This window comes from Bacillus sp. P4_E1 (assembly GCF_056401715.1).
In genome coordinates this window covers 38,816-63,610 of sequence record NZ_JBFUIV010000011.1, presented here as the reverse complement: position 1 = coordinate 63,610, position 24,795 = coordinate 38,816, and the positions used below count along the sequence as shown (strand labels likewise).

Annotated in this window: 26 protein-coding genes and 1 other annotated feature; of the genes, 12 read left to right on the top strand and 14 right to left on the bottom strand. The window is 37.0% G+C overall.

What is annotated here, in order from left to right; all coding sequences use genetic code 11:
* Nucleotides 1-80 precede the first annotated feature (80 nt).
* From AC1DS7_RS16530 to AC1DS7_RS16520, 3 genes are all read right to left on the bottom strand, one after another.
* Nucleotides 81-1,223, bottom strand: coding sequence for a glycosyltransferase family 4 protein (locus AC1DS7_RS16530; RefSeq protein ID WP_016102924.1), 1,143 nt, complete (start codon nucleotides 1,221-1,223; stop codon nucleotides 81-83).
* 12 nt (nucleotides 1,224-1,235) lie between these two features.
* A complete protein-coding gene (locus AC1DS7_RS16525; protein WP_002034412.1) occupies nucleotides 1,236-1,766 on the bottom strand; it encodes a phosphatase PAP2 family protein in 531 nt (176 codons plus the stop codon).
* Nucleotides 1,767-1,911: 145 nt separating this feature from the next.
* On the bottom strand, nucleotides 1,912-2,424 hold the full coding sequence (locus tag AC1DS7_RS16520; protein WP_002034413.1) for a gamma carbonic anhydrase: 513 nt from the start codon (nucleotides 2,422-2,424) through the stop codon (nucleotides 1,912-1,914).
* 74 nt (nucleotides 2,425-2,498) lie between these two features.
* Here AC1DS7_RS16520 and AC1DS7_RS16515 point away from each other — a divergent pair, with 74 nt between their 5' ends.
* Together AC1DS7_RS16515 and AC1DS7_RS16510 are read left to right on the top strand one after the other, a co-directional pair.
* Complete coding sequence (locus tag AC1DS7_RS16515; protein WP_002164927.1) at nucleotides 2,499-3,302, top strand: alpha/beta hydrolase; 804 nt, start codon at nucleotides 2,499-2,501, stop codon at nucleotides 3,300-3,302.
* 40 nt (nucleotides 3,303-3,342) lie between these two features.
* Nucleotides 3,343-4,407 (top strand): tetraprenyl-beta-curcumene synthase family protein, encoded by a 1,065-nt coding sequence (locus AC1DS7_RS16510; protein WP_016102926.1) that lies wholly within the window; start codon nucleotides 3,343-3,345, stop codon nucleotides 4,405-4,407.
* Nucleotides 4,408-4,441: 34 nt separating this feature from the next.
* Here the strand turns inward: AC1DS7_RS16510 and AC1DS7_RS16505 are convergent, their stop codons facing one another.
* The 6 genes from AC1DS7_RS16505 to mnmL all read right to left on the bottom strand — a co-directional run bounded on the left by AC1DS7_RS16505 (nucleotide 4,442) and on the right by mnmL (nucleotide 9,844).
* Entirely contained in the window at nucleotides 4,442-5,743 is a 1,302-nt protein-coding gene (locus AC1DS7_RS16505) for a PepSY-associated TM helix domain-containing protein (protein ID WP_215588541.1), read from the bottom strand.
* A 155-nt stretch (nucleotides 5,744-5,898) separates the two neighbouring features.
* Nucleotides 5,899-6,573: an aspartate/glutamate racemase family protein gene (locus AC1DS7_RS16500; RefSeq protein ID WP_002184795.1), complete on the bottom strand. Its 675-nt coding sequence runs from the start codon at nucleotides 6,571-6,573 to the stop codon at nucleotides 5,899-5,901.
* A 24-nt stretch (nucleotides 6,574-6,597) separates the two neighbouring features.
* A complete protein-coding gene (locus AC1DS7_RS16495) occupies nucleotides 6,598-7,278 on the bottom strand; it encodes a hypothetical protein (protein ID WP_002067629.1) in 681 nt (226 codons plus the stop codon).
* An 18-nt stretch (nucleotides 7,279-7,296) separates the two neighbouring features.
* Nucleotides 7,297-8,130 carry an ABC transporter ATP-binding protein gene (locus tag AC1DS7_RS16490; RefSeq protein ID WP_215588540.1) on the bottom strand — a complete coding sequence of 278 codons (834 nt, stop codon included), beginning with the start codon at nucleotides 8,128-8,130 and terminating at the stop codon, nucleotides 7,297-7,299.
* Between the two features lie 185 nt (nucleotides 8,131-8,315).
* Nucleotides 8,316-8,888, bottom strand: a complete 573-nt coding sequence (mnmM, locus tag AC1DS7_RS16485) for a tRNA 5-(aminomethyl)-2-thiouridylate-methyltransferase MnmM (RefSeq protein WP_002184797.1) — start codon at nucleotides 8,886-8,888, stop codon at nucleotides 8,316-8,318.
* Nucleotides 8,885-9,844, bottom strand: coding sequence for a tRNA modification radical SAM protein MnmL/YtqA (gene mnmL / locus AC1DS7_RS16480; protein WP_002034421.1), 960 nt, complete (start codon nucleotides 9,842-9,844; stop codon nucleotides 8,885-8,887). The genes mnmM and mnmL overlap by 4 nt, the downstream gene beginning before the upstream one ends.
* A 111-nt stretch (nucleotides 9,845-9,955) precedes the next feature.
* On the opposite strand from mnmL, the gene AC1DS7_RS16475 reads away from it, so the two are divergent.
* From AC1DS7_RS16475 to leuS, 9 genes are all read left to right on the top strand, one after another.
* Complete coding sequence (locus tag AC1DS7_RS16475; RefSeq protein ID WP_002089099.1) at nucleotides 9,956-10,219, top strand: YtzC family protein; 264 nt, start codon at nucleotides 9,956-9,958, stop codon at nucleotides 10,217-10,219.
* Between the two features lie 15 nt (nucleotides 10,220-10,234).
* Nucleotides 10,235-10,384, top strand: a complete 150-nt coding sequence (locus tag AC1DS7_RS16470; RefSeq protein ID WP_001129345.1) for a hypothetical protein — start codon at nucleotides 10,235-10,237, stop codon at nucleotides 10,382-10,384.
* 129 nt (nucleotides 10,385-10,513) lie between these two features.
* A complete protein-coding gene (locus tag AC1DS7_RS16465) occupies nucleotides 10,514-11,275 on the top strand; it encodes an ABC transporter ATP-binding protein (protein ID WP_002129519.1) in 762 nt (253 codons plus the stop codon).
* Nucleotides 11,276-11,291: 16 nt separating this feature from the next.
* Nucleotides 11,292-13,151 carry an FtsX-like permease family protein gene (locus tag AC1DS7_RS16460; RefSeq protein ID WP_215588539.1) on the top strand — a complete coding sequence of 620 codons (1,860 nt, stop codon included), beginning with the start codon at nucleotides 11,292-11,294 and terminating at the stop codon, nucleotides 13,149-13,151.
* Nucleotides 13,152-13,496: 345 nt separating this feature from the next.
* Complete coding sequence (locus AC1DS7_RS16455) at nucleotides 13,497-14,063, top strand: tyrosine-type recombinase/integrase (protein ID WP_002143468.1); 567 nt, start codon at nucleotides 13,497-13,499, stop codon at nucleotides 14,061-14,063.
* A 34-nt stretch (nucleotides 14,064-14,097) separates the two neighbouring features.
* The gene (locus tag AC1DS7_RS16450) at nucleotides 14,098-14,595 is read left to right on the top strand and encodes a cation:proton antiporter regulatory subunit (RefSeq protein ID WP_001026048.1); all 498 of its coding nucleotides are present in this window, start codon (nucleotides 14,098-14,100) and stop codon (nucleotides 14,593-14,595) included.
* Nucleotides 14,596-14,598: 3 nt separating this feature from the next.
* Nucleotides 14,599-15,822: a cation:proton antiporter gene (locus AC1DS7_RS16445; RefSeq protein ID WP_002143465.1), complete on the top strand. Its 1,224-nt coding sequence runs from the start codon at nucleotides 14,599-14,601 to the stop codon at nucleotides 15,820-15,822.
* Nucleotides 15,823-16,012: 190 nt separating this feature from the next.
* Nucleotides 16,013-17,206, top strand: coding sequence for an MDR family MFS transporter (locus AC1DS7_RS16440; RefSeq protein WP_002143464.1), 1,194 nt, complete (start codon nucleotides 16,013-16,015; stop codon nucleotides 17,204-17,206).
* Nucleotides 17,207-17,404: 198 nt separating this feature from the next.
* Nucleotides 17,405-17,623, top strand: a binding site (T-box leader).
* Nucleotides 17,624-17,688: 65 nt separating this feature from the next.
* A complete protein-coding gene (gene leuS / locus AC1DS7_RS16435) occupies nucleotides 17,689-20,097 on the top strand; it encodes a leucine--tRNA ligase (RefSeq protein WP_215588538.1) in 2,409 nt (802 codons plus the stop codon).
* Nucleotides 20,098-20,124: 27 nt separating this feature from the next.
* On the opposite strand, the gene AC1DS7_RS16430 is transcribed toward leuS, so the two are convergent.
* Complete coding sequence (locus tag AC1DS7_RS16430) at nucleotides 20,125-20,550, bottom strand: GNAT family N-acetyltransferase (protein ID WP_215589130.1); 426 nt, start codon at nucleotides 20,548-20,550, stop codon at nucleotides 20,125-20,127.
* A gap of 162 nt (nucleotides 20,551-20,712) precedes the next feature.
* Between AC1DS7_RS16430 and AC1DS7_RS16425 the strand changes: the two genes are divergently transcribed.
* Nucleotides 20,713-21,789, top strand: a complete 1,077-nt coding sequence (locus AC1DS7_RS16425) for a VrrB protein (RefSeq protein ID WP_215588537.1) — start codon at nucleotides 20,713-20,715, stop codon at nucleotides 21,787-21,789.
* A 44-nt stretch (nucleotides 21,790-21,833) separates the two neighbouring features.
* Here the strand turns inward: AC1DS7_RS16425 and AC1DS7_RS16420 are convergent, their stop codons facing one another.
* From AC1DS7_RS16420 to AC1DS7_RS16405, 4 genes are all read right to left on the bottom strand, one after another.
* A complete protein-coding gene (locus AC1DS7_RS16420) occupies nucleotides 21,834-22,256 on the bottom strand; it encodes a pyrophosphohydrolase domain-containing protein (RefSeq protein WP_002034433.1) in 423 nt (140 codons plus the stop codon).
* Between the two features lie 98 nt (nucleotides 22,257-22,354).
* Nucleotides 22,355-22,540, bottom strand: coding sequence for a hypothetical protein (locus tag AC1DS7_RS16415; protein WP_002129504.1), 186 nt, complete (start codon nucleotides 22,538-22,540; stop codon nucleotides 22,355-22,357).
* A gap of 92 nt (nucleotides 22,541-22,632) precedes the next feature.
* A complete protein-coding gene (locus AC1DS7_RS16410) occupies nucleotides 22,633-23,712 on the bottom strand; it encodes a Ger(x)C family spore germination protein (protein ID WP_012261854.1) in 1,080 nt (359 codons plus the stop codon).
* Entirely contained in the window at nucleotides 23,688-24,782 is a 1,095-nt protein-coding gene (locus tag AC1DS7_RS16405) for a spore germination protein (RefSeq protein ID WP_002143458.1), read from the bottom strand. The genes AC1DS7_RS16410 and AC1DS7_RS16405 overlap by 25 nt, the downstream gene beginning before the upstream one ends.
* Between the last annotated feature and the right edge of the window lie 13 nt (nucleotides 24,783-24,795).

Sequence of the window (24,795 nt, the reverse complement as noted above, 5' to 3'; positions counted from 1 at the left end):
CACCTTATGTATCATTTGTTAAACTAAAATTTCCAGTTATGTAATAAACCCTCTTCATGTTATGAAGAGGGTTTTTCTGTTTAAGCGAGTAATTCTGATGCAGTGTTCTGAAGGACTACTTCATATTGGTCAAGTAAGCCAAGAAAGATCTCATCCCAGCTTTGTGTTTTAGCATAAGACGAAGCTGCTATGCCCATTTGCATAAGTTGATCTTCATTTTGCAATAAAGAATTGATGGAGAATAGAAAGGAATCTGTATCTTTTGGTGGACAAAGAATTCCTGTTTTTCCATCTGTAATAATATTTTTAACCCCGCCACTATTCACACCAATAACAGGTGTACCACATGCGAGTGACTCCAGCACGACGTTCCCAAATGTTTCAGTAGTAGATGGAAATACCATTAGATGGGAGGAAGCATAGACTTCAGCTAAATCTTTACCTTGTAAATATCCAGTAAAGGTTACATTTGTTTTTGGAACATTTTCATGCAGGCCCTTGGCAAGAGGTCCATCTCCAGCGATGAGCCAATGAATATCGTCACGTTCTTTGTTTGTCGTTTGAATAAGTGTTTGAAGAGTATCGATATCTTTTTCAGGAGCAAGGCGCCCGACGTAGGAAAGAATATATTTCACTGTAATATTATATTTTTTTCGGAATAGGTCTTTATTGTAAGTTGGATGAAAGAGAGTACAATCTACACCACGTCCCCAAATATAGAGCTGTTGAAATCCTTTTTTCTTTAATTGATGTAATGTTTCAGGAGAAGGAACAAAGTTTTTTTGCATATGACTATGAAACCACCTTAAATAGTTCCATAGCATATTGGAGAGAAATTCGATTTTGTAATAGCGTAAATAGGCGTCAAAATCAGTATGATAAGAACCGACAACTGGGATATTCAACTTTTTGGCATAATATAACCCACAAAGTCCCATATTGAAAGGCGTAGCGATGTGAATGATATCAGGTTTAAAGGCAAGAAGTTCCCGCTTAATGCGCGGAGTAGGAAAGGCAAAGCGACATTCTGGATATAATATTGTTAACGGGATACTTCTCATTTTGTTCACATTCGCTACGAAATTATCTTCCGCCGTATGCTGAGGGGCGAAAACAGAATAGGCGATATTTTCTTTTTGAAAATATTTAGTTAAACGTTCTAAAGTTTTCGCCACACCGTTGACTTGTGGTGTAAATGTATCGGTAAATATGGCGACTCTCATCATATCGCTCCTTTACATGAGTGGAATGAGTTGATAAAAAGAGATGATGCCAGAGCAAGTGCCAAGGCACATGCCTACAAATACATCTGACGGATAATGAAGCCCTAAATAAATACGGGAAATACCGACGCATAATGCTAACGGTAATAGAAAAGCAAGCAAGTTTGGATTATAGCAAATAAATGGAATGAGGACAGAGAAAACAGCCGTTGTATGTCCGGATGGAAAAGAATGATCTTTTAATGGATGAACTGGATATTTCGCATCCTGAATTGTTAAATAAGGGCGTTTTCGTGGATACCATCTTTTTAATATTTGCACAGGAATATGGCTAATTGTTAAAGAAATAGCAGTTGCAATTGCAGCTTGATGCAAATTCCCTGTTGCGAAAATTAAAAAGAATAGGGTAAGTGCAATGGAAAAACTTGCACCACCGATATGGGTAATATTGCTAAAAAAGATGTTTAATGTTTTTTGATCAAAGTAGCGATTAATTCCTTTGAAGATGTAACATTCTATTTTATATAGTCCACTGACCTTCATGAGATTTTTCCTCCCTCATTTACATATATATGGAGTTATTAACTTCTATTTTAATAAGATTTTATTGAGGGAATAATAATGTTTTGTAAAGAAAAAGTTAGATTTTTTCATAAAAAAAGCTGCCAGTCTTATGGCAGCGATAAAATCACTTTTGTAACGATTTATAATATTGTCCTTTTTCAACGTATTGTGTGCGGATACGTTCCATATCTTTACGGTCTTTTTCTGTTAATTCGCGAATGACCTTCGCAGGGCGACCGAAAGCTAACGTATTAGGAGGGATTTTCTTTCCTTGTGAAACGAGACTACCAGCACCGATGAAAGCTCCTTCACCAATTTCAGCGCCATCTAATATGATAGATCCCATTCCGATTAAAGCATCTTTTTCAATTTTGCAGCTATGTAAAATAACTTGATGCCCAACGGTAACGTCATCTTCTAAAATAAGAGGATACTGGGGGCTTTGGTGAAGTGTACATTGATCTTGTACATTTACTCTATTTCCAATTATCGTTGGTGATACATCACCGCGGATGACTGTATTAAACCAAATGCTAGATTCTTCGCCAATTGTCACATCGCCTGTAATGGTAACATAGTCAGCGATAAAAGCACTACTCGCAATTTTTGGATTTTTTTCTTTGTAAGGATATATCATGTAAAGCCTTCCTTTCCTAGAGACTAGTTTTAGTGTATCAAATTATGAGAAAGAGTGAAATGGAGGAGGTCCGTATGTGGAATTATGAAGCAGAGGAAGCGAAAGCTGTAGTCGTTATCGTGCACGGCGCAATGGAATATCACGGACGTTACGAAGCTATAGCAGAAATGTGGAATCATATCGGCTACCACGTTGTGATGGGAGACCTTCCATCACATGGAACGACTTCGAGAAATAGAGGACATATTGATTCATTTGATGAATACATAGAGGAAGTTAAATTATGGGTGAAAGAGGCAAGGAAGTATCGATTACCTATTTTTATATTTGGTCATAGTATGGGTGGTCTTATTGTCATTCGTATGATGCAAGAAACGAAGAGAGAAGATGTAGATGGTATTATTTTAAGTTCACCATGTTTAGGTGTATTAACTGGACCTTCTGCTCCGCTTCGAGCTGCCTCAAAAATATTAAATGTTGTTGCTCCAAAATTGCAATTTGCAACGAATCTTACAGTGGAAATGTCAACTCGTAATCATGAAGTGAGAGATGCGATGGAGAATGATTCATTGTTCTTGCGCAAAGTATCAGTACGTTGGTATAGTGAATTGATTAAGTCTATCGAGATTGCTCATGAGAAAATAGATGATTTTCCAGATGTTCCGCTCTTGCTAATGCAGGCGTGTGAGGATAAACTTGTAGATAAAACACGTGTCCGTACATGGTTTGATAATGTTAAAATTAGTGATAAGGCATATAAGGAGTGGCCTAATTGTTATCATGAGTTATTAAATGAGTATGAGCGTGATGAAATTTTGAATTATATTCAGTCATTTACTGAAATACGTGTCAATAATATAGTAGAAACAAACAAATAAATTATTATTTGTACATTTAATAGAGGAGATGAAGGAAGAAGTGAACGTACCGAGTAATCCCATAACGCTCATGGCGAAAGTATACCGTGATGTGTTTCCGGTAGTACACCATGAGCTAGCGATGTGGAAAGAGCGTGCCTACCATATTCCGAATGACGAGCTTCATAGTCAGGCAATCGCAAGTATTGAGAATAAAACGTTTCATTGCGAGGGCGGTGGCATTTTAGCGCTACTAGCAAATGAACATCGTGAGGAATGTATTCGTTTTATCGTAGCTTATCAAACGATTAGCGACTATTTAGATAATTTATGTGATCGTAGTACATCACTTGACCCGAAAGACTTTGCGGCTCTTCATGAGTCGATGGTAATGGCATTAAGCCCTGAAGTTGAAGGGGGCGGTAACTATTATCGTTATCGTGATGATCAAGATGATGGTGGTTATTTAGATGAGCTTGTTGAAACATGTCAGGATGTTTTAAAGAAAACGAAGCATTATGATAAAATTGCTCCAATTCTTCATGAACTTGCTTGTTATTATTGTGATTTGCAAATTCATAAACACGTGAAGTTAGAGGAAAGAGAACCACGCTTAAAAACATGGTTTGAAGCGCATAAAGAAAACTTACCAGAGATGAGTTGGTTTGAGTTTTCAGCATGTGCAGGTTCTACGCTTGGAATTTTCTGTCTTGTAGCATATGCATTTCATGATGAATTACATGATGAAGATATTGCGAAAATTAGACAAGGATACTTCCCTTACGTACAAGGACTTCACATTTTACTTGATTATTTCATCGATCAAGAAGAAGACCGTATCGGCGGAGATTTGAATTTCTGTAGTTATTATGAAAACGAGCAAGCTATATTAGATCGTATGAAACATTTTGTAGAAGAAGCAGAGAAGAGCATTGGTGATTTGCCTCATGCAAAGTTTCATCGTCTCATAAGCCGAGGATTACTTGGTATTTATTTATCAGATCAAAAAGTATCAGCGCAAAAGAATATGCACAAAATGGCACGGCGCATTGTAAAATACGGAGGGCTCACTTCACGATTCTTCTACTGGAACGGGAAGATGTACCGAAAGAAAATGGCGCAGTGATGAAAAAAACCACTCATGTTGAGTGGTTTTTTTATTATGATCGTATTTGTGAAAATATGTATATGAGAAGTTCAATCGCGAAAATAACTAAAACAGATAGTCCGAATAAAGGCATGACAGCGCCTAGTATAACCATCATGATAAAGAAAACGAATGTGCTTTTCTTATCTCTTTGCTTAGGAGGTGCTGCTAATTTTCCTTTCGGTTTTCTCGCTAACCACATTTTTACTCCGTAATAAATAAGAAGTAATAAAGATAACGTCGTTAGTAAGCATAATATTTTATTTGGCCATCCGAATAAATGTCCTTCGTGAAGCGGGATACCGTAAGTGAACCATTGTGCAAATAATCCATAATCACGATAGTCCGTTTTGGAAATAAGTTCTCCGCTATATTGATCAAAATAAGCTGTTATTTCTTCATTTGGTGCGACATGCATACCCGTAATACCGGAACCGCTTGATTTCGAAACGGTGAATACACCTTTCGGATCAGCCGGTAGTAAGATAACATATGGCTTCTTTATTTCAATTCCTTTTTGTAATTCATCGACAGAAATTGCTTTTGGCTCATTTGAATTCGATTCAGGAGGAGCTTCTTTTCTAGTTGCCCACGGTAATTCTTTTACCTTCGATTCAGGCGGTGCCATATACAATGTCGGATATCCAATCGATTCATTCGACGATGCGATTTTATAAATTTGGTTCCCCATAAATCCTGACCATGGTAATCCAGATGCGACTAACAAAACGAGTGGAATTGTAAATATAATACCGATAATAGAATGACGTCGTTTTGCTTTTTCTCGCTTAGTGGATGCGGGTGTGTTTTTGAATTGGCGTATACTCATATACAACCCGGTCACAATTAAAAAGATTGTCCAGCATGCCGCAAGCTCTACAGTATAGTTGACGACAGTGCCACCAACTAAAAGAGAACTATGTAATTCCCGCATTATATTGGCAAAAGTTTCACTTGCATTTTGATCTCCAACAATTTGATTATTGCTATCTAAATACACATATTTTTGTTGCCCAGTATATTCATTTGCAATAGTAAGTCTCGTATTATAATCCCCATTAAACTCACTAATTTTCGCCACACTATAATGTGGATATTTTTTCTCTGTTAAGAAAAGCGAATCAGCCATCGAAATAGACTCTGTTTGGGCGCTCTTCCCAAAATATAAATCTTTATAGATGAAATCTTCAACTTCCTCCCGAAATAAATACCCAATTCCGCTCAGTGACAATGTAATAAGAAGCGGCGTAATAAAAAGCCCGGCGTAAAAATGCCACCTCCAAAAAATATAATGAAGCGAACGATTTACTTTCATACTTCAGTTCCCCTAACCTTCCCTATATGAATAAACTACTTATTTAATATAGCGAGATTAAGTGTGATTACTTTGAAATAATTGTGAAAAAAGTTAAAAATTTTGGTTATTTTTATCAAACATAAAACACATTTTAAAAAGGATGTGTTCTATGTTTATGAAGACTTTTTTATATTTGATGCATAGATCCTAACAACTGCTTTCGCAAGACATTGAGCGGAATCAACAAAGTCCTCACTCACCACCACATTCAAATCGGTACATGCGATAATAGCGGTATCTACTTCGTCTTTTAACTGTAAAACGAGCAGACTCCATAATTTACGAGCTTCCTCAATTTCTCCGCCTTTAATACAAGTAATAATTTGATTAATCATTTCTTGCCATTGTTCATTATGAATGTACTCTATATCACGTTTTGTAATTCCATCTTGGTAAATACTTGCTTGAACAGTCGCTTCTGTTGCAAGAAGAGCGACTCTTTTTGTATTTTCAGGAATTGCTTTTAACGTCTCATCGACTATATTCAAAATAGGAATGGTAATAGAACGCTGTAATTCCTCGAAATAAAGATGCGCTGTATTACATGGCATTGCGATGAAATCTACACCAGTACTCTCAAGTTTTTGCGCTCCTTCAATAATCGCTTTTTTCATCGCCGCATGATCAATAGGGCGATCCATATAAAACGGTGTTGGGCACGAATAAATCATCATATGAGGAAAGTCCATATCATGCTTTGCTCCATAAATTGTTTGGCACTCTGCTACAACTGTATCGACGAATGGTCCGGTTGATTTTGGACCCATTCCTGCTAGTATTCCAATCATTGTTTAGTCCCCTTTAATATGTAATCAAAAACGTTTTCTGCGAACGAGAAAAAGAAATAAAGTAAGTAATAAAAATGAATATACGATAGCCCAAGCTGTAAGCCATAGAGTATGAGTAAGTATATTATATTTGTATTGTCCAAGCATTATAAAGCTTTCGACAGGTGGTAAAAACCATAGTAACTCTTTTTTTAACCGGATTGAGGCAATCGTCATAAGTAATATAAATGTAAGACTAAGCCAAGCGGTGCTTGCTTTTTGAATAATATTTCTAGTAAATAATGTTGCGATTGAAATTCCTAGTATAGATAAAGACATGTGAGCGAGAAATCCGACTAGAAATAAAGAAGCTGTCATTTTTTCATTAAACATTTGCAAAATAATTGGATAGATTACGGATATAAAAGATAAAACAGTACAAATAAGAAGAGCCGTAATATATTTACCAACGTATAATGCCGAAATATTATTTGTATGTGAAATAGTGATTTGTTCTTGTACAGGATCTTCAGTATGAAAAATTGTGACTGTAATCCAGGCAGATAATAAATAAAGTGCGAGTGCTGTTTCTAAGTATGTTGGTACAATGGGAGTTGGTTTATATGTATATACAAAAAGTAAGCTTATGCAGTACATCGCAATAGGAGGAATGTACTTATACGATTTCGTGTAGTCGAGAAAATGGTAACGAATAAGCGCAAACATAATAAACCTTCTTTCGATTTAAAAATTAGGCTGTAGCAGTGTGATAGATGCTTTTTTATGTAATAAAAACTGAAGCATTTCGTTTGCATATTCCTTTTCGATTTGTAATTGAATGAGGTTTTGATTTGAATTGTGTGTAACTTGTATAAATCCTGATTGCTTTTGTAGTTCTATAGCTGAAAATGTTTCGTGAACAATTGCCTCAATATAGACCTGTTCTGTTGATTTTTGCACAGAGGTATCTTCCGCAATTGTATGATTTGCTAATGTCACAATTCTATCGGCGAAGTTTTCTAGTAGTTGTTTTTCGTGACATGTGAAGAGTATAGATATGCCTTGTTGTTTTAATGAGGGTAAAATATGCTCTAATTCTTGCTGAGAGTTAGGGTCGAGTCCAGAAAGAGGTTCATCTAGAATTAATAAATGGACGTCCGTAAGTAATGCTTGCATAATGCCTGTTTTTTGTTTCATACCTTTTGAAAAGTTTCGTACAACGTAATGCTTTGCATGATGTAGATGAAAAGATTCAAGGAGCATCGGAATTTTATTTCTTAAATATTTTGTTGATAAACCGTGAATGTGGCCGAGATGATATAAATAATCCTCTAATGTAAAACGAATTCCTTCAGGAAAATGTTCAGGGACATAACTGATTTGTATATGTTCTTTTCTTTGAAGTGTCCCTGCCGTAGGTGGAATAAAGCCTGCAATTATTTTGAGTAAAGTACTTTTTCCAGTCCCGTTCCCACCAATAATAGCGAGTGCTTCTCCTTCTGGAATGGATAAATCGATGTTGTCTAGTATAAGTGATTTGCCATACTTCTTTTGAATTCCCCTTAGTTCTACTAGCAAAGTTCTATCCTTCTTTCTTCAAATATTGTATACATCCATTATATAGGAGAATAAGAAAAAGACGTGCAATGAATGCACGTCTTTTTTTGTTATGTTTTGTCGAATGATCGATATATCTGAAAAATCGTTGATATAATTATCCTGCTATTTGCCGGACAGTAAACCTCACTGATTAAAGTTTCACTTTATCGCTTCTCAATCGCCACAATAAATGGCGGGTTATTTTGCTGGTTAATGAAGCCGTATCGCAAAACGTGAGCTTCTTTTTGATCTAGTTCTTCTGCAAATTTAAGTACAGCGTCGCGTTCTACTTGTCCTTCTGGATGTCCGTGGTAAATGACAAGGACGATGATACCTTCAGGTGCCATTACTCCTAGTAATTGTTCAATTGCCGAGAGTGTTGAGTTCGGTTTTGTAACGATATGCTTGTCACCACCAGGAAGGTAACCTAAGTTGAAGATAGCGCCTGTTACTTTTCCTTTTGCATCTTCTGGTAGTACGGATAGAAGCGTATCGTGACTATCGTGAACTAAAACAGTACGTTCAAAAAGCTCTTTTTCTTTTAGGCGGATAGTAGAGCTTTCAATTGCTTCTTTTTGAATATCAAATCCAAATACTTTTCCGTTATCTCCAACGATTTCAGCTAGGAAGCAAGTGTCATGTCCATTTCCTAAAGTTGCATCTACAGCGTAATCGCCTTCTTTAACAGCCGTTTGCAGCAGCGAGCGAGCAAACGGTAATACACGTTCTAATTTCATTTTTGTTTCTCCTCATTTGCATATTTTCCTTGCCAGCTTCCGCGGCGTACAAATTCTGCATCGATGGAATTTAATACTTCCCATTTATTTAAGCTCCACATTGGACCAATCATTAAGTCAGGTGGACCGTCACCTGTGATGCGGTGCACAATTACGTCTTCAGGAATAATTTCAAGTTGGTCAACAACGAGACTTACGTAATCTTCAAGAGAAAGGAATTCTAATTGACCTTTTTCATATTGCTTCACCATTGGCGTACCTTTTAATAAATGAAGTAAATGAATTTTAATTCCTTGTACGTCAAGTTTTGCTACTTCACGAGTTGTTTCCATCATCATGTCGTAATCTTCAAGTGGAAGACCGTTAATAATATGAGAGCACACTCTAATGCCATGTTTGCGTAATTTATTTACGCCTTCCACATAGGATGGATAATCGTGAGCACGGTTAATAAGATTTGCAGTGCGTTCATGAACAGTTTGTAGTCCGAGTTCAACCCAAAGGTACGTACGTTTATTTAAGTCCGCTAAATATTCAACAACATCGTCTGGTAAACAATCTGGACGAGTTGCGATAGAAAGACCGACAACGTCTTTTTCTGCTAGAAGCGGTTCGAATTTTTCTTTTAACACTTCAAGTGGTGCATGTGTATTTGTGTAAGCCTGAAAATAAGCGATACATTTTCCGTCTTTCCACTTTGAGCGCATTTTTTCTTTCATTTCATGATATTGCGTTATAACATCATCGCGGCGATCACCAGCGAAGTCACCAGATCCAGCAGCACTACAAAACGTGCAACCACCGTAAGCAACCGTACCGTCACGGTTCGGGCAATCGAAGCCAGCATCTAATGAAACTTTAAAGATTTTTTCACCAAATTCATTTCGTAAGTGATAATTCCATGTATGATAACGTTTATTGTCGTTTGTATATGGAAAAGGGTTTTGAACCTTCATTACTTTCCCTCCTAAGACGAGTCAAAATGAAACAAAATCCATTATAACATACTCATAAGGTTCATATGGAAGGGACACACTAAAGGGGAATTGAAGCAAGGAGGGACAATTATGGCAGAGCGTCAATCACTTGAAGAGTATATTACACAGGCAGAACAAGCGGTGGAATATGCGAAAGAACAATTAGACCAAGGCATGAGACAAGAGCATTACAATACGATGGAGTATTCGGATGCTCAGTTACAATTAGAACAAGCATATAACGACTTACAAACTATGCAGCAACATGCGAATGATGAGCAACGTGAGCAATTAAATAGAGCACGTATGGCAATTCGCCAATTGCAACATCAAATGATTATTACACCGCACTAATAAGGAGTGAATGTAATGGCGAAACGTTCAGATCAAAATAATCCAGAGCAAAAAACGCAAAATGGACATAACGCTGAATTTTCAAATGAACTTGATCCAGTTGTTCAAGTGAAACAGCGTAACAGTAAAAAAGGACAACCTCAAAGATCGAAGCAATCAGAGTAAACCAGGTCGAAATACGACCTGGTTTTATTTTATTACAAAAGTGTAAGGTAATTGTAATGTTAACAAATAGCAGTTCACCTCCAAAAGGCGCAAAATAGGTAATGGAAAAACAAGTGTAGGAGGATATATATGACGAAACCAGTTGTAGACGTGAAAAACGTTCAAAAAGTGTACGGTAAAAAAGGTGAGAACCAATCACACGCGTTAAAAGGTGTTTCATTCTCAATTCAAGAGGGTGAGTTTGTTGGAATTATGGGACCATCTGGTTCTGGTAAAACGACATTGTTAAATGTAATTTCAACGCTTGATAAAGCAACGGGCGGCGTTGTTGAAATTGCGGGTACGGACATTACGAAAATGAAGCAAGGTGAGCTTTCTGATTTCCGTTCGCAAAAGTTAGGATTCATTTTCCAAGACTTCAACTTATTAGAGAACTTATCTATTTATGAGAACATTGCACTTCCACTTTCACTTCAAGGTGTTTCATCACGTAATATTGGACCGAAAGTAGAGAAAGTAGCGGATATGTTAGGGATTACAGAAATTCTTCAAAAGTATCCAACTGAAGTATCCGGTGGACAGAAACAGCGTTCAGCAGCAGCACGCGCACTAGTGCATGAGCCGGCAATTATTTTAGGAGACGAGCCAACAGGAGCTCTTGATTCGAAAAATGCAGCAAGTTTACTTGATGCGATGACAAACTTAAATGAAGAACAAGGCGTATCTATTATGATGGTTACGCATGATCCATATAGTGCAAGTTACTGTCAGCGTATTTTATTCATTCAAGATGGTGAGCTATATAAAGAAATTCATCGCGGTGGTACGCGTGAAGAGTTCTACAAAGAAATTTTAGATGTACTTGCAGATTTAGGTACACAAAAAGCGTAAGAAAGGAGGTTCCAGTATGTTATTTAAACTTTCCATGTCAGGGCTAAAGAGTAAGCTGAAAGATTATATTGTCTTACTTGTTGGTCTTGTCATGTCGATTTCAATTTTTTATATGTTCCAAACGTTAGCGCTGAATAAAGCGTTTATCGAATCCAATTCTGTTATTAAGTCTATTGGTTTCGTATTCCAAGCAGGTTCATTTTTATTAGCAATTATAACGTTCTTCTACATTTTATATGCAAACTCTTTCTTATTATCTCTTCGTCAAAAAGAGTTTGGTATGTACATGATGTTAGGTGCAAAAAAGCATAAAGTTACATTACTTATGTTTATTGAAACGATTGTATTAGGTGCTGCGTCTCTTGCGATTGGACTTACAGTTGGTGTAGGACTTGCAGAAGGTATCGGACAGTTATTAATGAAACAATTAGAATTTGCTGGTGAAGGCTATAAGGCATTTTATCTACCATCTATGACTGTTACTTGCATTTTCTTCTTTGCATTATTTGTATTATCAGCAATTATGAACAGTATTAAGTTATCACGTATTTCAGTACTGCAACTTGTACATGCAGATGCACAAACAGAAAGTGTTGCGGTAAAAGGAAAAATGACAGGTGTCGTTGCAATCCTTGCTGTTATTTTATTAGGAATTGGCTATGCATCAATGATTTACATGGAAAAACTAAGAGAAATGGGAATCCTTATTGCATTAATTACAACAACAACTGGTACTTACATGCTATTTGGATCACTTCTCCCAGTTATCATTAGAAAGTTAAAGAGTAATAAAAAGCGTAGTGAAAAAGGACTTAATGCTTTTACGTTTGCACAATTAAATTTCCGTATTAATAGCTTAACGAAAGTACTTGCAACGGTAGCGATGTTAGTTGCTCTTGGAGCAGGTGCAATTTCAGGTGGTATGGCGTTTAAAAATAACGTTATAAAAATGGTTGATGGTTTAGTAATATATGATTCAGTTATTCATAACCCAACAGCTGAAGAAAAGAAAATTTTAGATGGTATTACATTTAAAGAGAAAAATGAATATCGTTACAAAGTTGATAATAAATACGTTTATTATGTAAAAGAAGATTTAGAGAAAAACCCTCCTTTCGTACAAGATACAAAACAGATGGAAAGTATGAAGGATTTAGGAAAAACAAAGAAAGTTTCAGAGGAACTGCCAGTAGGTGCAGTTTCTAGAGAAATGAATGAAAAAGATGCGAGTGCTAAAGAACTTCCAGAAGAATGGAACGAGGCTTTCAGAACAATTCAGCCATTTTATCTATATGAAGATCATGCAATTAAAATTGTAGATCAGAAAATGTACGATACTGTAAATGGTAAAGAAGGAATCGTAGTTACTGGAAAAACAGACGATTTTGTAGCATACACAAAAGAATGGAAAAAACTTGACGAGTTGCAGCTAGTTAAATATAAAAATGTAAAAGCTGAAAGATTAGATAGTAAATATCAATCTTACAATGGATTCTACGGCATTGCGAGTGGAACAGTATTTATGGGATTCTTCCTTGGAATTGCGTTCTTAGCAATGATGGCAAGTTGTTTAATGTTTAAAATTCTTTCTGGTGCATCAAAAGATATTACGCGTTATCAAATGCTTCGCAAAATCGGTGTGCGTCGTGAGTTATTAACGAAATCGATTTATAAAGAATTATTCTTAGTATTCTTATTCCCAGCAATTGTGGGGATCGCTCACGTATTAGTTGGTATGAATATTTTCGGATTTATTTTAATGGATCCTTACTTCCGTATTTGGGTACCAATCGTAATTTTCGTAGTTATTTATGCGATTTATTACTTCATTACAGTTCAATTGTATAAAGGAATTGTTCTTCCAAAAGAAGATTAATAGGTAAAAAGCCGAGTGAAAGTGCTCGGCTTTTTATATTTTCAGAAAAAACACTTTAATGTTACTGAAATATATAATATAATGTAAATAAGTAACATAATATGAAAGTATCAGCAACCGAAAAATGAAAGGAGGAATCCGATCTGTAGAAAGAAGCTGAACTTGTACTCCCCCTATTTTTTCTACCCACACCGTATTTGTACAATCATAAATTTCCAAATGAAAAATTGTCGTAAGAGTATATTGTGAAAATAATGGATAATACATGGAAATCTCATAGCATGATAAGGTAAAATGGACAGGATAATGAGAAAATTACCGTTCATAAGATGAGGAGATACATGTATGGAAGTTGTAGAGGCATTAAAAGATATAAGCCAAATTGAGGCTATGAAAAAGTATTTAAAAGAGCACTCGCAGCGAGATTATCTTTTATTTGTTATTGGAATTAACACTGGATTAAAGATCACTGAGCTACTTAGTATGAAATTTGAAGAGGTATTAAATGAAGATAAGACTGTTAAAGAGTTTTATTCTCTTCCTGTGAAAGATGAAAAATTTAAACAAGATATTTATTTAAATACAAAAGTAAAAGAAGCCCTTTTAGATTACGTACAATCTATTGATGCTCAAAGAGAAAACTACGTATTTCAATCTAATAAAACGACAAATTCAATCTCGCGCCAACAAGCGTATCGTGTTATCCATAGCGCAGCTGAAGCGGTTGGGATTGTTGGAAAGATTGGAACGAATTCAATGCGAAAAACATTTGGATTTCATGCGTACAAAAGAGGAATAGCGATTGCGCTATTGCAAAAGCATTTTCATCACGCAACTCCATCAGAGACGCTCAAGTATTTAGGAATCTCAAAAGATGAGAAGTTTAAAACAGAGATTGATGTAGATTTGTAAAAGCCGTAACTAAAAACTTTAGGAGGCGGAAAATATGAATATTAGAGAGAGTGAACTACCGGGCATTGGTTGTAAATTCGAAGTGATAACAAAAGGTAATGAAAAAATGGTTATCGTTATTCATGATGATGGCCGAAGAGAAATGTATCATTTTGATGCGGATCACGATGAGAGTATTTCAAGCATTTCTCTTCGTGATTCTGAAGCGAGACAAATTGCGGCTATATTAGGCGGAATGGTATATAGGCCGCAAGCGCTAGACACAATTGAGATGGCTTTTGAAGGATTATCAATTGAATGGTTTAAGGTGGAGAATAATGCACCAGTAGTACAACAAACAATTGGTAGCTTACATGTCAGAAAAACATATAACGTAACGATTATTGCTATTTTGAAAAAGAATATGAAGAAATTCTTTAATCCAGGTCCAGACTCTATTATTGAAGCTGGCGATATGCTCGTATTGTCGGGTGAAAGACATGAAGTAAAAAGAATTATTAATGAATTGCTTTCAGCAGGAGGTGATTCCTAATCGATGGATACTTTAATTTTTGAAGTTGGAACTGCGTTAGTATTAGTAGCTTTTGCAGCTATCCTCGCTGCGAAGTTAAAGTTCTCGATTATTCCGTTTCTCATTATACTCGGTATGTTAGTGGGGCCTCATGCCCCAGATTTAGGACTTATCGATTTAAGGTTTATTGAAAGCGGAGAAGTTATTTCCTTCCTCGGCCGTGTGGGCGTCATATTCCTCTTATTCTACTTAGGTTTAGAATTCTCAATAAAAAAATTAATTAAATCAGGAAAGTCGATTGCTTTTGGGGGTAGTGTTCATATATCGCTTAATTTCATATTAGGTTTATTTTATGGATATGTTATGGGTTTCCCCTTATTAGAAACATTAATTATTGCTGGAATCATTACAATCTCATCGAGTGCAATTGTTGCAAAAGTAATTGTTGATTTAAGAAGATCTGGTAATAAAGAGACAGAACTCATTTTAGGGATCATTATGTTTGATGATATCTTTTTAGCTGTATATTTATCAGTCGTTTCAGGATTAGTACTCGGAGGTGCAACATCATTTGTAGGTGCTCTTACATCCGTACTAATCGCAGTAGGATATATGTTACTATTCTTTGTAATCGCTAGAAAAGCTACGCGGTTCCTAAATAAAGTATTAGATATTTCGTCAAACGAAATTTTTATTATCGTAATATTCGCTATTTTATTCTTTGTAGCAGGATTTTCAGAAACAATTCATGTTGCGGAAGCGATTGGGGCTTTATTGTTAGGACTCGTCTTTTCAGAAACAGAGCATAGTGACCGGATCGAGCATCTCGTCGTCCCGTTTCGTGATTTCTTTGGAGCTATATTTTTCTTCAGCTTCGGTTTAAGTATAGATCCGTTTTCGCTTGGAGGAGCAGTATGGTTGGCATTAGGAGCAGTTTTTATTACTCTCATCGGTAATTTTACAGCTGGAATGATTGCAGGGCGTAAAGCCGGGTTATCGCATAAGGCTTCTACGAATATCGGTTTAACACTTATATCACGTGGGGAATTCTCCATTATTGTCGCGAATCTCGGAATAGCGGGTGGCTTAATGGCAACGATTAAACCATTCTCAGCTTTATATGTTTTAATATTGGCGTCGCTAGGGCCATTATTAACGAAGGAGTCTGGGAGAATATACTCTCTACTAGACAAAATATTTAAATGGAGTGCTAAAGAAAGTGCAAAACGTAAAAAGGAAGTTGGATAACCTTTCGCGAGGGAACGATTCCATTATTTATAGATTAATATTTTACAAAGACGATTAGAATACATTCTAATCGTCTTTGTGCTATTATCTGAATTTCATCAACTATTAATCAGTTGCCTTCCTATTTAAAAACGACTACAATTTTACTGTTATATATATGAACGAAAAAAAGAGAATAGGAGGGGAGACTATGCCAAGGAAAGTATGGCTATTAGTAGCTGGGATGATTATTAATGTCACGGGTGCTTCTTTTTTATGGCCTTTTAATACAATTTACTTACATGATAGTTTAGGGAAATCTTTATCAGTAGCCGGAATGGTATTAATGATCAACTCGCTTACTGGTGTAATCGGAAACTTGCTCGGCGGTGTTTTATTTGATAAATGGGGCGGTTATAAATCAATTTTAGTAGGGATTGTCATTACACTTGTATCGATTTTAGGTCTTGTATTTTTCCATGGTTGGCCATTATATGTTGTGTGGCTAGCATTAATCGGATTCGGTTCTGGAATGGTGTTTCCATCGATGTATGCGATGGTCGGTACGGTTTGGCCAGAAGGCGGGAGACGAGCGTTCAATGCAATGTATGTTGGACAAAACGTTGGGATTGCGATTGGAACAGCGTGCGGTGGATTAGTTGCGTCTTATCGTTTTGATTATATTTTCTTAGCGAACTTTATTTTATATTTTATTTTCTTCTTAATTGCGTTTATTGGATTTCGTGGTATGGAAGCAAAAAAAGAGCAAGAGGTACAAAAAGAAGCCGAAACGAAAAAAGGTTGGTCACTTACACCTGGCTTCAAAGCGCTTCTAATCGTATGTGTAGCATATGCTTTATGCTGGGTTACATACGTACAGTGGCAAGGGGCAATTGCGACTCATATGCGAGAATTAGATATTAGCCTCCGCCATTATAGTTTATTATGGACGATAAACGGAGCGATGATTGTTTGTGCGCAGCCACTTGTTAGTATGTTAATTCGCTGGCTGAAGCGTTCTTTAAAACAACAAATTATGATTGGAATCGTCATTTTTGCGGCGTCGTTTATTGTTTTAAGCCAAGCGCAGCAATTTACGATGTTTCTCATTGCGATGGTGACATTAACAATTGGTGAATTATTCGTATGGCCGGCAGTTCCGACCATCGCAAATATACTTGCACCGAAAGATAAGCTAGGATTTTATCAAGGTGTTGTAAATAGCGCAGCGACTGTAGGGAAAATGTTCGGACCGGTCGTTGGCGGAGCGATTGTTGACTTATACAATATGGAAGTATTGTTTATTGCGATCATGGTAATGCTTGTAGTAGCGCTTATAGCAACGAGTATTTATGATAGACGAGTAAAAGTAGAAGAAACAGTTGAAGAAAAAATTGCAGTTTAGTTTGACGGAACATGCAACATGTTTTAGAATATATTTAAATAAATAGTAATAAAATATCCTTTGGAACAAGGGAGTTAGCTCGGCTGTCCTAAGACGGATTCGTTAGTTAGCAAGAGTAACGATTAACCGAGAAGCCCTCGCTTCAAGTAAGCTCTTAAGAGATACTAAGTGGTGGGTAGTTCACATTAACTCATATTTGTAATAACAGTGAGAAGGAGTAGTAGTAATAGAAGCTGGTTTAGAGAGTTGACGGTCGGTGCAAGTCAATCCACGTTTCGTTATGAACTCGCCTTTGAGTTGCAGTTGTGAAATCATTAGTAGCAATTGCCGTTAATCCACGTTACGGATCTAAGCGAATGTATTTATTACATTAATTTAGGGTGGTACCGCGGGAATCTATAACCTCTCGTCCCTTTCTAGGGATGAGAGGTTTTTTGTATTTTGGGCGGTGAAAATAAATAGAATTTCAAGGAGGGTATCTCATGAGCTTTAATCATCAAGAAATTGAGAAGAAGTGGCAAGGGCATTGGGAAGAGAATAAAACATTCCGTACGCCAGATGAAACAGAAAAACCAAAATTTTATGCACTAGATATGTTCCCATATCCATCAGGTGCAGGCTTACACGTAGGTCATCCAGAAGGTTATACAGCGACAGATATTTTATCTCGTATGAAGCGTATGCAAGGATATAACGTTCTTCATCCAATGGGATGGGATGCATTCGGTCTTCCAGCAGAGCAATATGCACTTGATACTGGGAACAGCCCGGCTGAATTTACAGAGCTTAATATTAATACGTTCCGTAATCAAATTAAAGCATTAGGCTTCTCTTACGATTGGGATCGTGAAGTAAATACAACAGATCCAACCTACTACAAGTGGACACAATGGATCTTCCTAAAACTATTTGAAAAAGGTTTAGCTTACGTTGATGAAGTACCTGTAAACTGGTGCCCAGCACTTGGTACAGTACTTGCAAACGAAGAAATCATTGACGGTAAGAGTGAGCGCGGTGGACATCCAGTTGAGCGTCGTCCGATGAGACAGTGGATGTTAAAAATTACAGCTTACGGAGATCGTCTATTAGAAGATCTAGATGAGCTTAATTGGCCAGAAAGCTTAAAAGACATGCAACGTAACTGGATCGGTCGTTCTGAAGGTGCAGAAGTACACTTCAACATCGACGGTACAGATGAGAAGTTCACAGTTTTCACAACGCGTCCTGATACACTATTTGGAGCAAGCTACTGTGTACTGGCTCCAGAGCATGCACTTGTTGCTAACATTACAATACCAGAACAAAAAGAAGCTGTAGAAGCTTACATTAACTCTGTTAAAATGAAGAGCGATTTAGAGCGTACAGAACTTGCGAAAGAAAAAACTGGTGTATTTACTGGTGCTTACGCAGTTAACCCAGTAAACGGTGAGAAATTACCAATCTGGATCGCTGATTATGTTCTTGCAACTTACGGAACAGGTGCTGTAATGGCAGTTCCAGCTCACGATGAGCGTGACTATGAATTCGCATCAACGTTCAATCTTCCAATGAAGGAAGTTGTAAAAGGCGGAGACATTTCGAAAGAAGCATATACAGGTGATGGTGCGCACGTAAACTCAGCATTCCTTGATGGTTTAAATAAAGAAAAAGCAATTGTAAAAATGATTGAGTGGCTTGAAGTAACAAGCGCAGGAAATCAAAAAGTAACGTACCGTCTACGTGACTGGTTATTTAGTCGCCAACGTTACTGGGGTGAGCCGATTCCAGTAATCCATTGGGAAGATGGTACAATGACAGCTGTGAAAGAAGAAGAATTACCATTAGTTCTTCCGAAAACAGAGAATATTCGTCCTTCAGGTACAGGTGAATCACCACTTGCAAACATTGAAGAGTGGGTAAATGTTGTTGATCCTGAAACTGGTAAAAAAGGTCGTCGTGAAACAAATACAATGCCACAATGGGCTGGTAGCTGCTGGTACTACCTACGCTACATCGATCCAAACAACAGCGAAGCACTTGTAGACCCTGAAAAAGTAAAACAATGGCTTCCAGTTGATATTTATATCGGTGGAGCAGAGCACGCTGTACTTCACTTACTATATGCTCGTTTCTGGCATAAAGTATTATATGATATCGGTGTAGTTCCAACGAAAGAACCGTTCCAACAATTATTCAACCAAGGTATGATCTTAGGTGAAAACAACGAGAAAATGAGTAAATCAAAAGGTAACGTTGTAAATCCTGATGATATCGTAGCAAGCCACGGTGCAGATACACTTCGTCTATACGAAATGTTCATGGGACCATTAGATGCTTCAATCGCTTGGTCTGAAAATGGTCTTGACGGAGCTCGTCGTTTCCTAGACCGCGTATGGCGCCTATTCATTCAAGAGAACGGTGAATTAAGTGAGAAAATTACTGATGCACCAAACAAAGATCTTGAAAAAGCTTACCACCAAACAGTGAAGAAAGTAACAGAAGACTATGCAGAGCTTCGCTTCAACACAGCGATTTCTCAAATGATGGTATTCATCAACGATGCATACAAAGCTGAAACACTTCCGAAAGAATATGTAGAAGGTTTCGTAAAAATGATTGCACCAGTTGCACCTCACATCGGGGAAGAACTATGGAGCAAGCTTGGATACAATGAAACAATCACATATGCAAGCTGGCCAACATTTGATGAGTCTAAACTTGTAGAAGATGAAGTTGAAATCGTTGTTCAAATTATGGGCAAAGTTCGCGCAAAATTAACAATGAGTAAAGACGCATCAAAAGAAGAAATGGAACAACTTGCACTTGAGGAAATCAAAGAACAAATTGAAGGGAAAACAGTTCGTAAAGTAATTGTTGTTCCTGGAAAACTTGTTAACGTTGTTGCAAACTAATTAATTATTAATAAAAGCTCAGGGCGTTTATGCTCTGAGCTTTTTTGTGTGAAAAATAAGCTCAGGATCACCTTCATCTAAGTTTTCGATCATTCCACTACGCATAAATCCATTTGCTTTAAAAACTTTTTGCATATTTGTATTCGATTTGTTCGTTGAAGAAAATATTTTTTGAGTAGGAGAATGTCTTAACATATATGAGATTAATGAGCTTGCATGACCTTGTCTTCTTTTCGTTGGCGAAACAATGATTAATGAGAGGAAAGTATGACCAAAGAAATTTGTATCGTATGTTAGAAAACCAAAAATGGAATTGTCCTCTTTTGCAATTATGCAGTTTCCTTCATCAATAGCGTGTTTAATATAATTTCGTCTATTATCATTTCCAATCACGTCGATATCTATATCTCCGATTGAATCTAAATCAGTTATTTCAGCATTTGTTATGATCATCAATACAACGCCCTCCTTTTAGAATGAATAATCAGTTAATTGTTTTTAACACGAATGGAGAACAAATAAAAAAGCGCGGAATTCCCATATAGACAAACACCTATTCTTCTATAGAAAATATGATAAAAAAGGTAGGCTAAATGAGAAGAAGAGGTGAAAGTAATGAAAGGAATGGATAATAATGCACCGCATGGCTTTATGGTAGGTGAGGAAGACGGTTATGCACAGATGATGTTAATGGGGGGCGCTGGACAGCAAGGATATGGAGAAATCCCAATGTGGATGGGAGGAGCAGGAGGAGGCTTTCCAGGGGGAATGGGAGGATTTTCAACATCAGTAGCTGGAGCACAAACAGGCTTTCCAGGGGGAATGGGAGGGTTTCCAACATCAGTAACTGGAGCACAAACAGGTTTTCCGGGGGGAATGGGAGGATTTCCAACGTCGGTAGCCGGAGCACAAACAGGCTTTCCAACATTTGTAGGGGGAGCACAGGGTGGAGTTCCTGTAGGTATGCCAACTACATTCCCATCTTTCGTTGGAGGCGTACAAACAGGATTTCCTGTACCTGGCGTTGGTGTTGTAGCTGGTGGAATCGGCGGCTTCCCTCAAGGTGTTCATGGTCATCATGAGCATCACGGTCATCACGGTCAGCATGTACATCATGAGCATCACGGTCATCACGGTCATCATCAAATTCATCCGCAGGCTGTCCTTTATCAAACACATCATCATGGTCACCAAGGCCAGCATCAACACCATGGTCATCATGGTCACCAAGGCCAGCATCAACACCACGGTCATCATCAACACCACGGCCACCATCAGCAACAAGTACATCACCAAGGTCATCATCAAATTCACCCGCAGGCTGTCCTTTATCAAACTCATCAAGGTCAACATCATCACCAAGGCCAACACCATCACCAAGGCCAACATCATCACCAAGGTCAACACCATCACCAAGGTCAACATCATCACCAAGGTCAACACCATCACCAAGGCCAACACCATCATCAAGGCCAACAGCATCATCAAGGCCAACAGCATCATCAAGGTCAACATCATCATCAAGGCCAACAGCATCATCAAGGTCAACAACAGCATCAGGGTCAACAACAATACCAACAGTATCAGCAACAACAACAGCCTTGGGCAGGTGGAATTGGAGCAGGGACGGCAGCAGGAGCAGCAGCTGGTACTGCAGGAGCAGCAGGACACGCGGGACACGTGGGTCATTAATAGACCAAAGGAAAAAAGACATAATAAAAAACTGCTAGGAGATCCTAGCAGTTTTTTTCTGCCTCTTGACGTTGGCGTTCGATTTCCGCACGAAGTTGTGGTTCCGGTGCTTGCCATCCTTCTGGTTTCATAATTTTGCCGTCGCCCTCGCGGAATCGAGGCTTTCCATCAGGGAATAGTTTTGCCATGTTAGCATTGTTTACAATTTCGAATCCTTTATCTGGACGTACGCCCATTTCTGCAAACGTTCCGAATGCAAAGTAAATAAGGTCAATAAGTGCATCATATTGATCTTCAACAGTTGTTGCTTCTAGAAATTCTTCTAGCTCTTCTTGCATAAAGCTAGCACGAATTTTTGCACGCTCTTCTGTTAGTTTTGTTGGAGTACTTGTCACAGGATGTCCGAATTCTTCATGCATTTTTGCAACAAGTTCGTATCCTTTATCTAAACCTTTTTCGTTTGTCATGTTGTTTCATCCTTTCTTACGTTATGCCGAATTTTATTGTAACATAAGGTAGTTATTAAATAAAAAGAACATCTTATGAGAAATAAGATGTTCGCTCGTTATTCTTCTTTCTTAATTAAAACGGATAAAATAAGATCGATGCCAAACATTCCGATGAGTAGCATTGGTATAACTACAAGTAAATAACGTGTGAAAGAAACATTTTTTAAGTATGTATGAGCAAATAAAAAGACGCCGAGAAATAAAATACCATTTAAAATAGGTTTTACTAATTTTTTAGACATAAGCTCCCCCGTAAATATCCCTTTTCTCTATTTAAAAATAAAAACTCCCCTCTCCGTTGTACCATGCCAGAGAGGGGAGTTCAATCATTAACTTATTCAATTACACCAGAATTTGTAATATTGACAGTGTATTTCACCTTAATAGGAACATCTTTATACATTCTTCGCCACTCTTCTAATTTGAATGGACGGTAATGTTCTTTATACCTTGCGCCGAGACCGAGTGGATCCACATTTAAAGATTTAAACTGTTTAATTAATTTGTTAGCCGTTGCACCTAATTGTTTTTCAACTGATTTTTCTATTTTTTTTGTGTTCTTTTTATTTTCTAAGTTGAACTGTTTAGATAGTTCTTGAATACGTGCTTCTAGTTTGACGTGTATGAAAAATGATGGTTTACCATCTTTAATACTTACTTGGTAAGTTGGGACGGATCGAATATTATTAATGATTGTGTATCCTGAGTTTGCTTTAAATTCATGTGAATCTAAGCGATGTTTTTCCAATAAACCTTTAAAGGCGAACATATCGTGATAACTAATTTTGCCAATATATTTATCTCCTTTTAAAAGGCCGATGCCAGTAATTTTTATTTTATCTTTATCTTTTTTGAGAATTGGTAAATAGGAATCTTGGCCTTCACGATAATATCGATAAGCTCCTAAATGTAGATTGTCAGTAGGTAAAGGGCCTGTTTGCATATTATGGTCTAACATTTTCTTTATATAAATGGCAACGTTAGATGATGTTGTATATTTACCTTTTAGTAAGTCCATTCCAGTTCCTTCTAATAGACCGACATACATTGAGTTCCCGATGTTCACATCACGAATTAATGTGTCAAAGGAAGTTGACAATCCTTTTTTAGCAATTCTTGTAGTAAATAAAGCAAAACGCATTTGTCCACTTGCAAACGGTTGAGAGGATTCTAAAGAAGTATCCGCTTTTACTTGTTTTACTGCGTTTCCTACTCCTTCAAAGACTTGAACTTTATTACCTTTTTTCTGTATAGGACAAACGAATGTGACTTTTACTTTATTATCTTTTGCTGTATCAAAAACAGTCCCTTGAATTAGGTTGACATCATCGATAATATTTTTTTGTAAGCAACCAGTTAGACTAAGGACGCTGATACAAGAAAGAAGCATTAATTTTCTTTTGATTTTTTCCATTTTCTTTTCACCCACACAATAATAAATAGAATTGGGATGTATATGTAAATAAGCCAAAAACTAACCCTTGATGCATTACTAATAAAGTCATTAATATCATGTCTGTTTGTTAAAAGTTGTGAAACAATGAGGGTAATGAGCAAAAAAGTAATTAAAACACCTCTTTGTTTTACACGAAATATTTCGTGTGTTCCTCTTGTCGCAGCCCATAAAGGAAGAATGAAGCTTGTAACAATAACGAGAGCGTAAGCTGAGATTGCAATGTACTCTAGCCTTTCTATGAAAGGAAGTTGGATAACTTGAGTCATAGAGAGCTGGGCCCAAATTGTTTTGGATAATTGTTTTTCGCTAAAGAATGTAAAAGCTAAGAGGGTACTAAATAAATATAAAAGATTAGAGAATAGCACACCGTATTGTGCAAATTTATGAGATTTCTTAGACTCTTTTACAAATGGATAAATCATAAGAAAAATTTCAAATCCGCTCATAGTATAGATTGATAATTGAGCTGCTTTTAAAATGTCTGAAAGCGAATGTGAAAATACAGGGAGTAAATTAGACCAGTGAGTGTATTTTAGGATAAAAAGGCTAATGAAAAGATATCCGAGTGTCCCGCCGATAGAAATGACACAGATACCAGTAATAACACGAAAACCAGATGAGATAATATAATAACCGACTAAGCATAGAAAAGTTGTTAGCATCCAAATCGAAGCAGAAGGAAACATCCATACTTGAATAATTTCTACATATGTTCGAATAACGGAAATACTAACAGTTAAAAAATACGCCATAAAAATGAGGTTAATACCGTTTCCTAGCCATTTTCCAAATGTTTGTCTTTGTAAATCAATTAAATTTCCGTTTGTTTCTTTTAACAAGAAATACATCATCCATAGGAGAATATGAATGATGATTCCTGTGATGAAAACTCCTATCCAACCGTCATATCCAGCAGCCTTAGCAATAATACGGGCAAACCCAAGAACGCCGGCACCGAATTGTGCACCGTGAATTAAAAAGAAAACGAAGACGGGTGATATTTGGTGTTCTGCTTTAATTTTACTCATCGATGCACCTCAT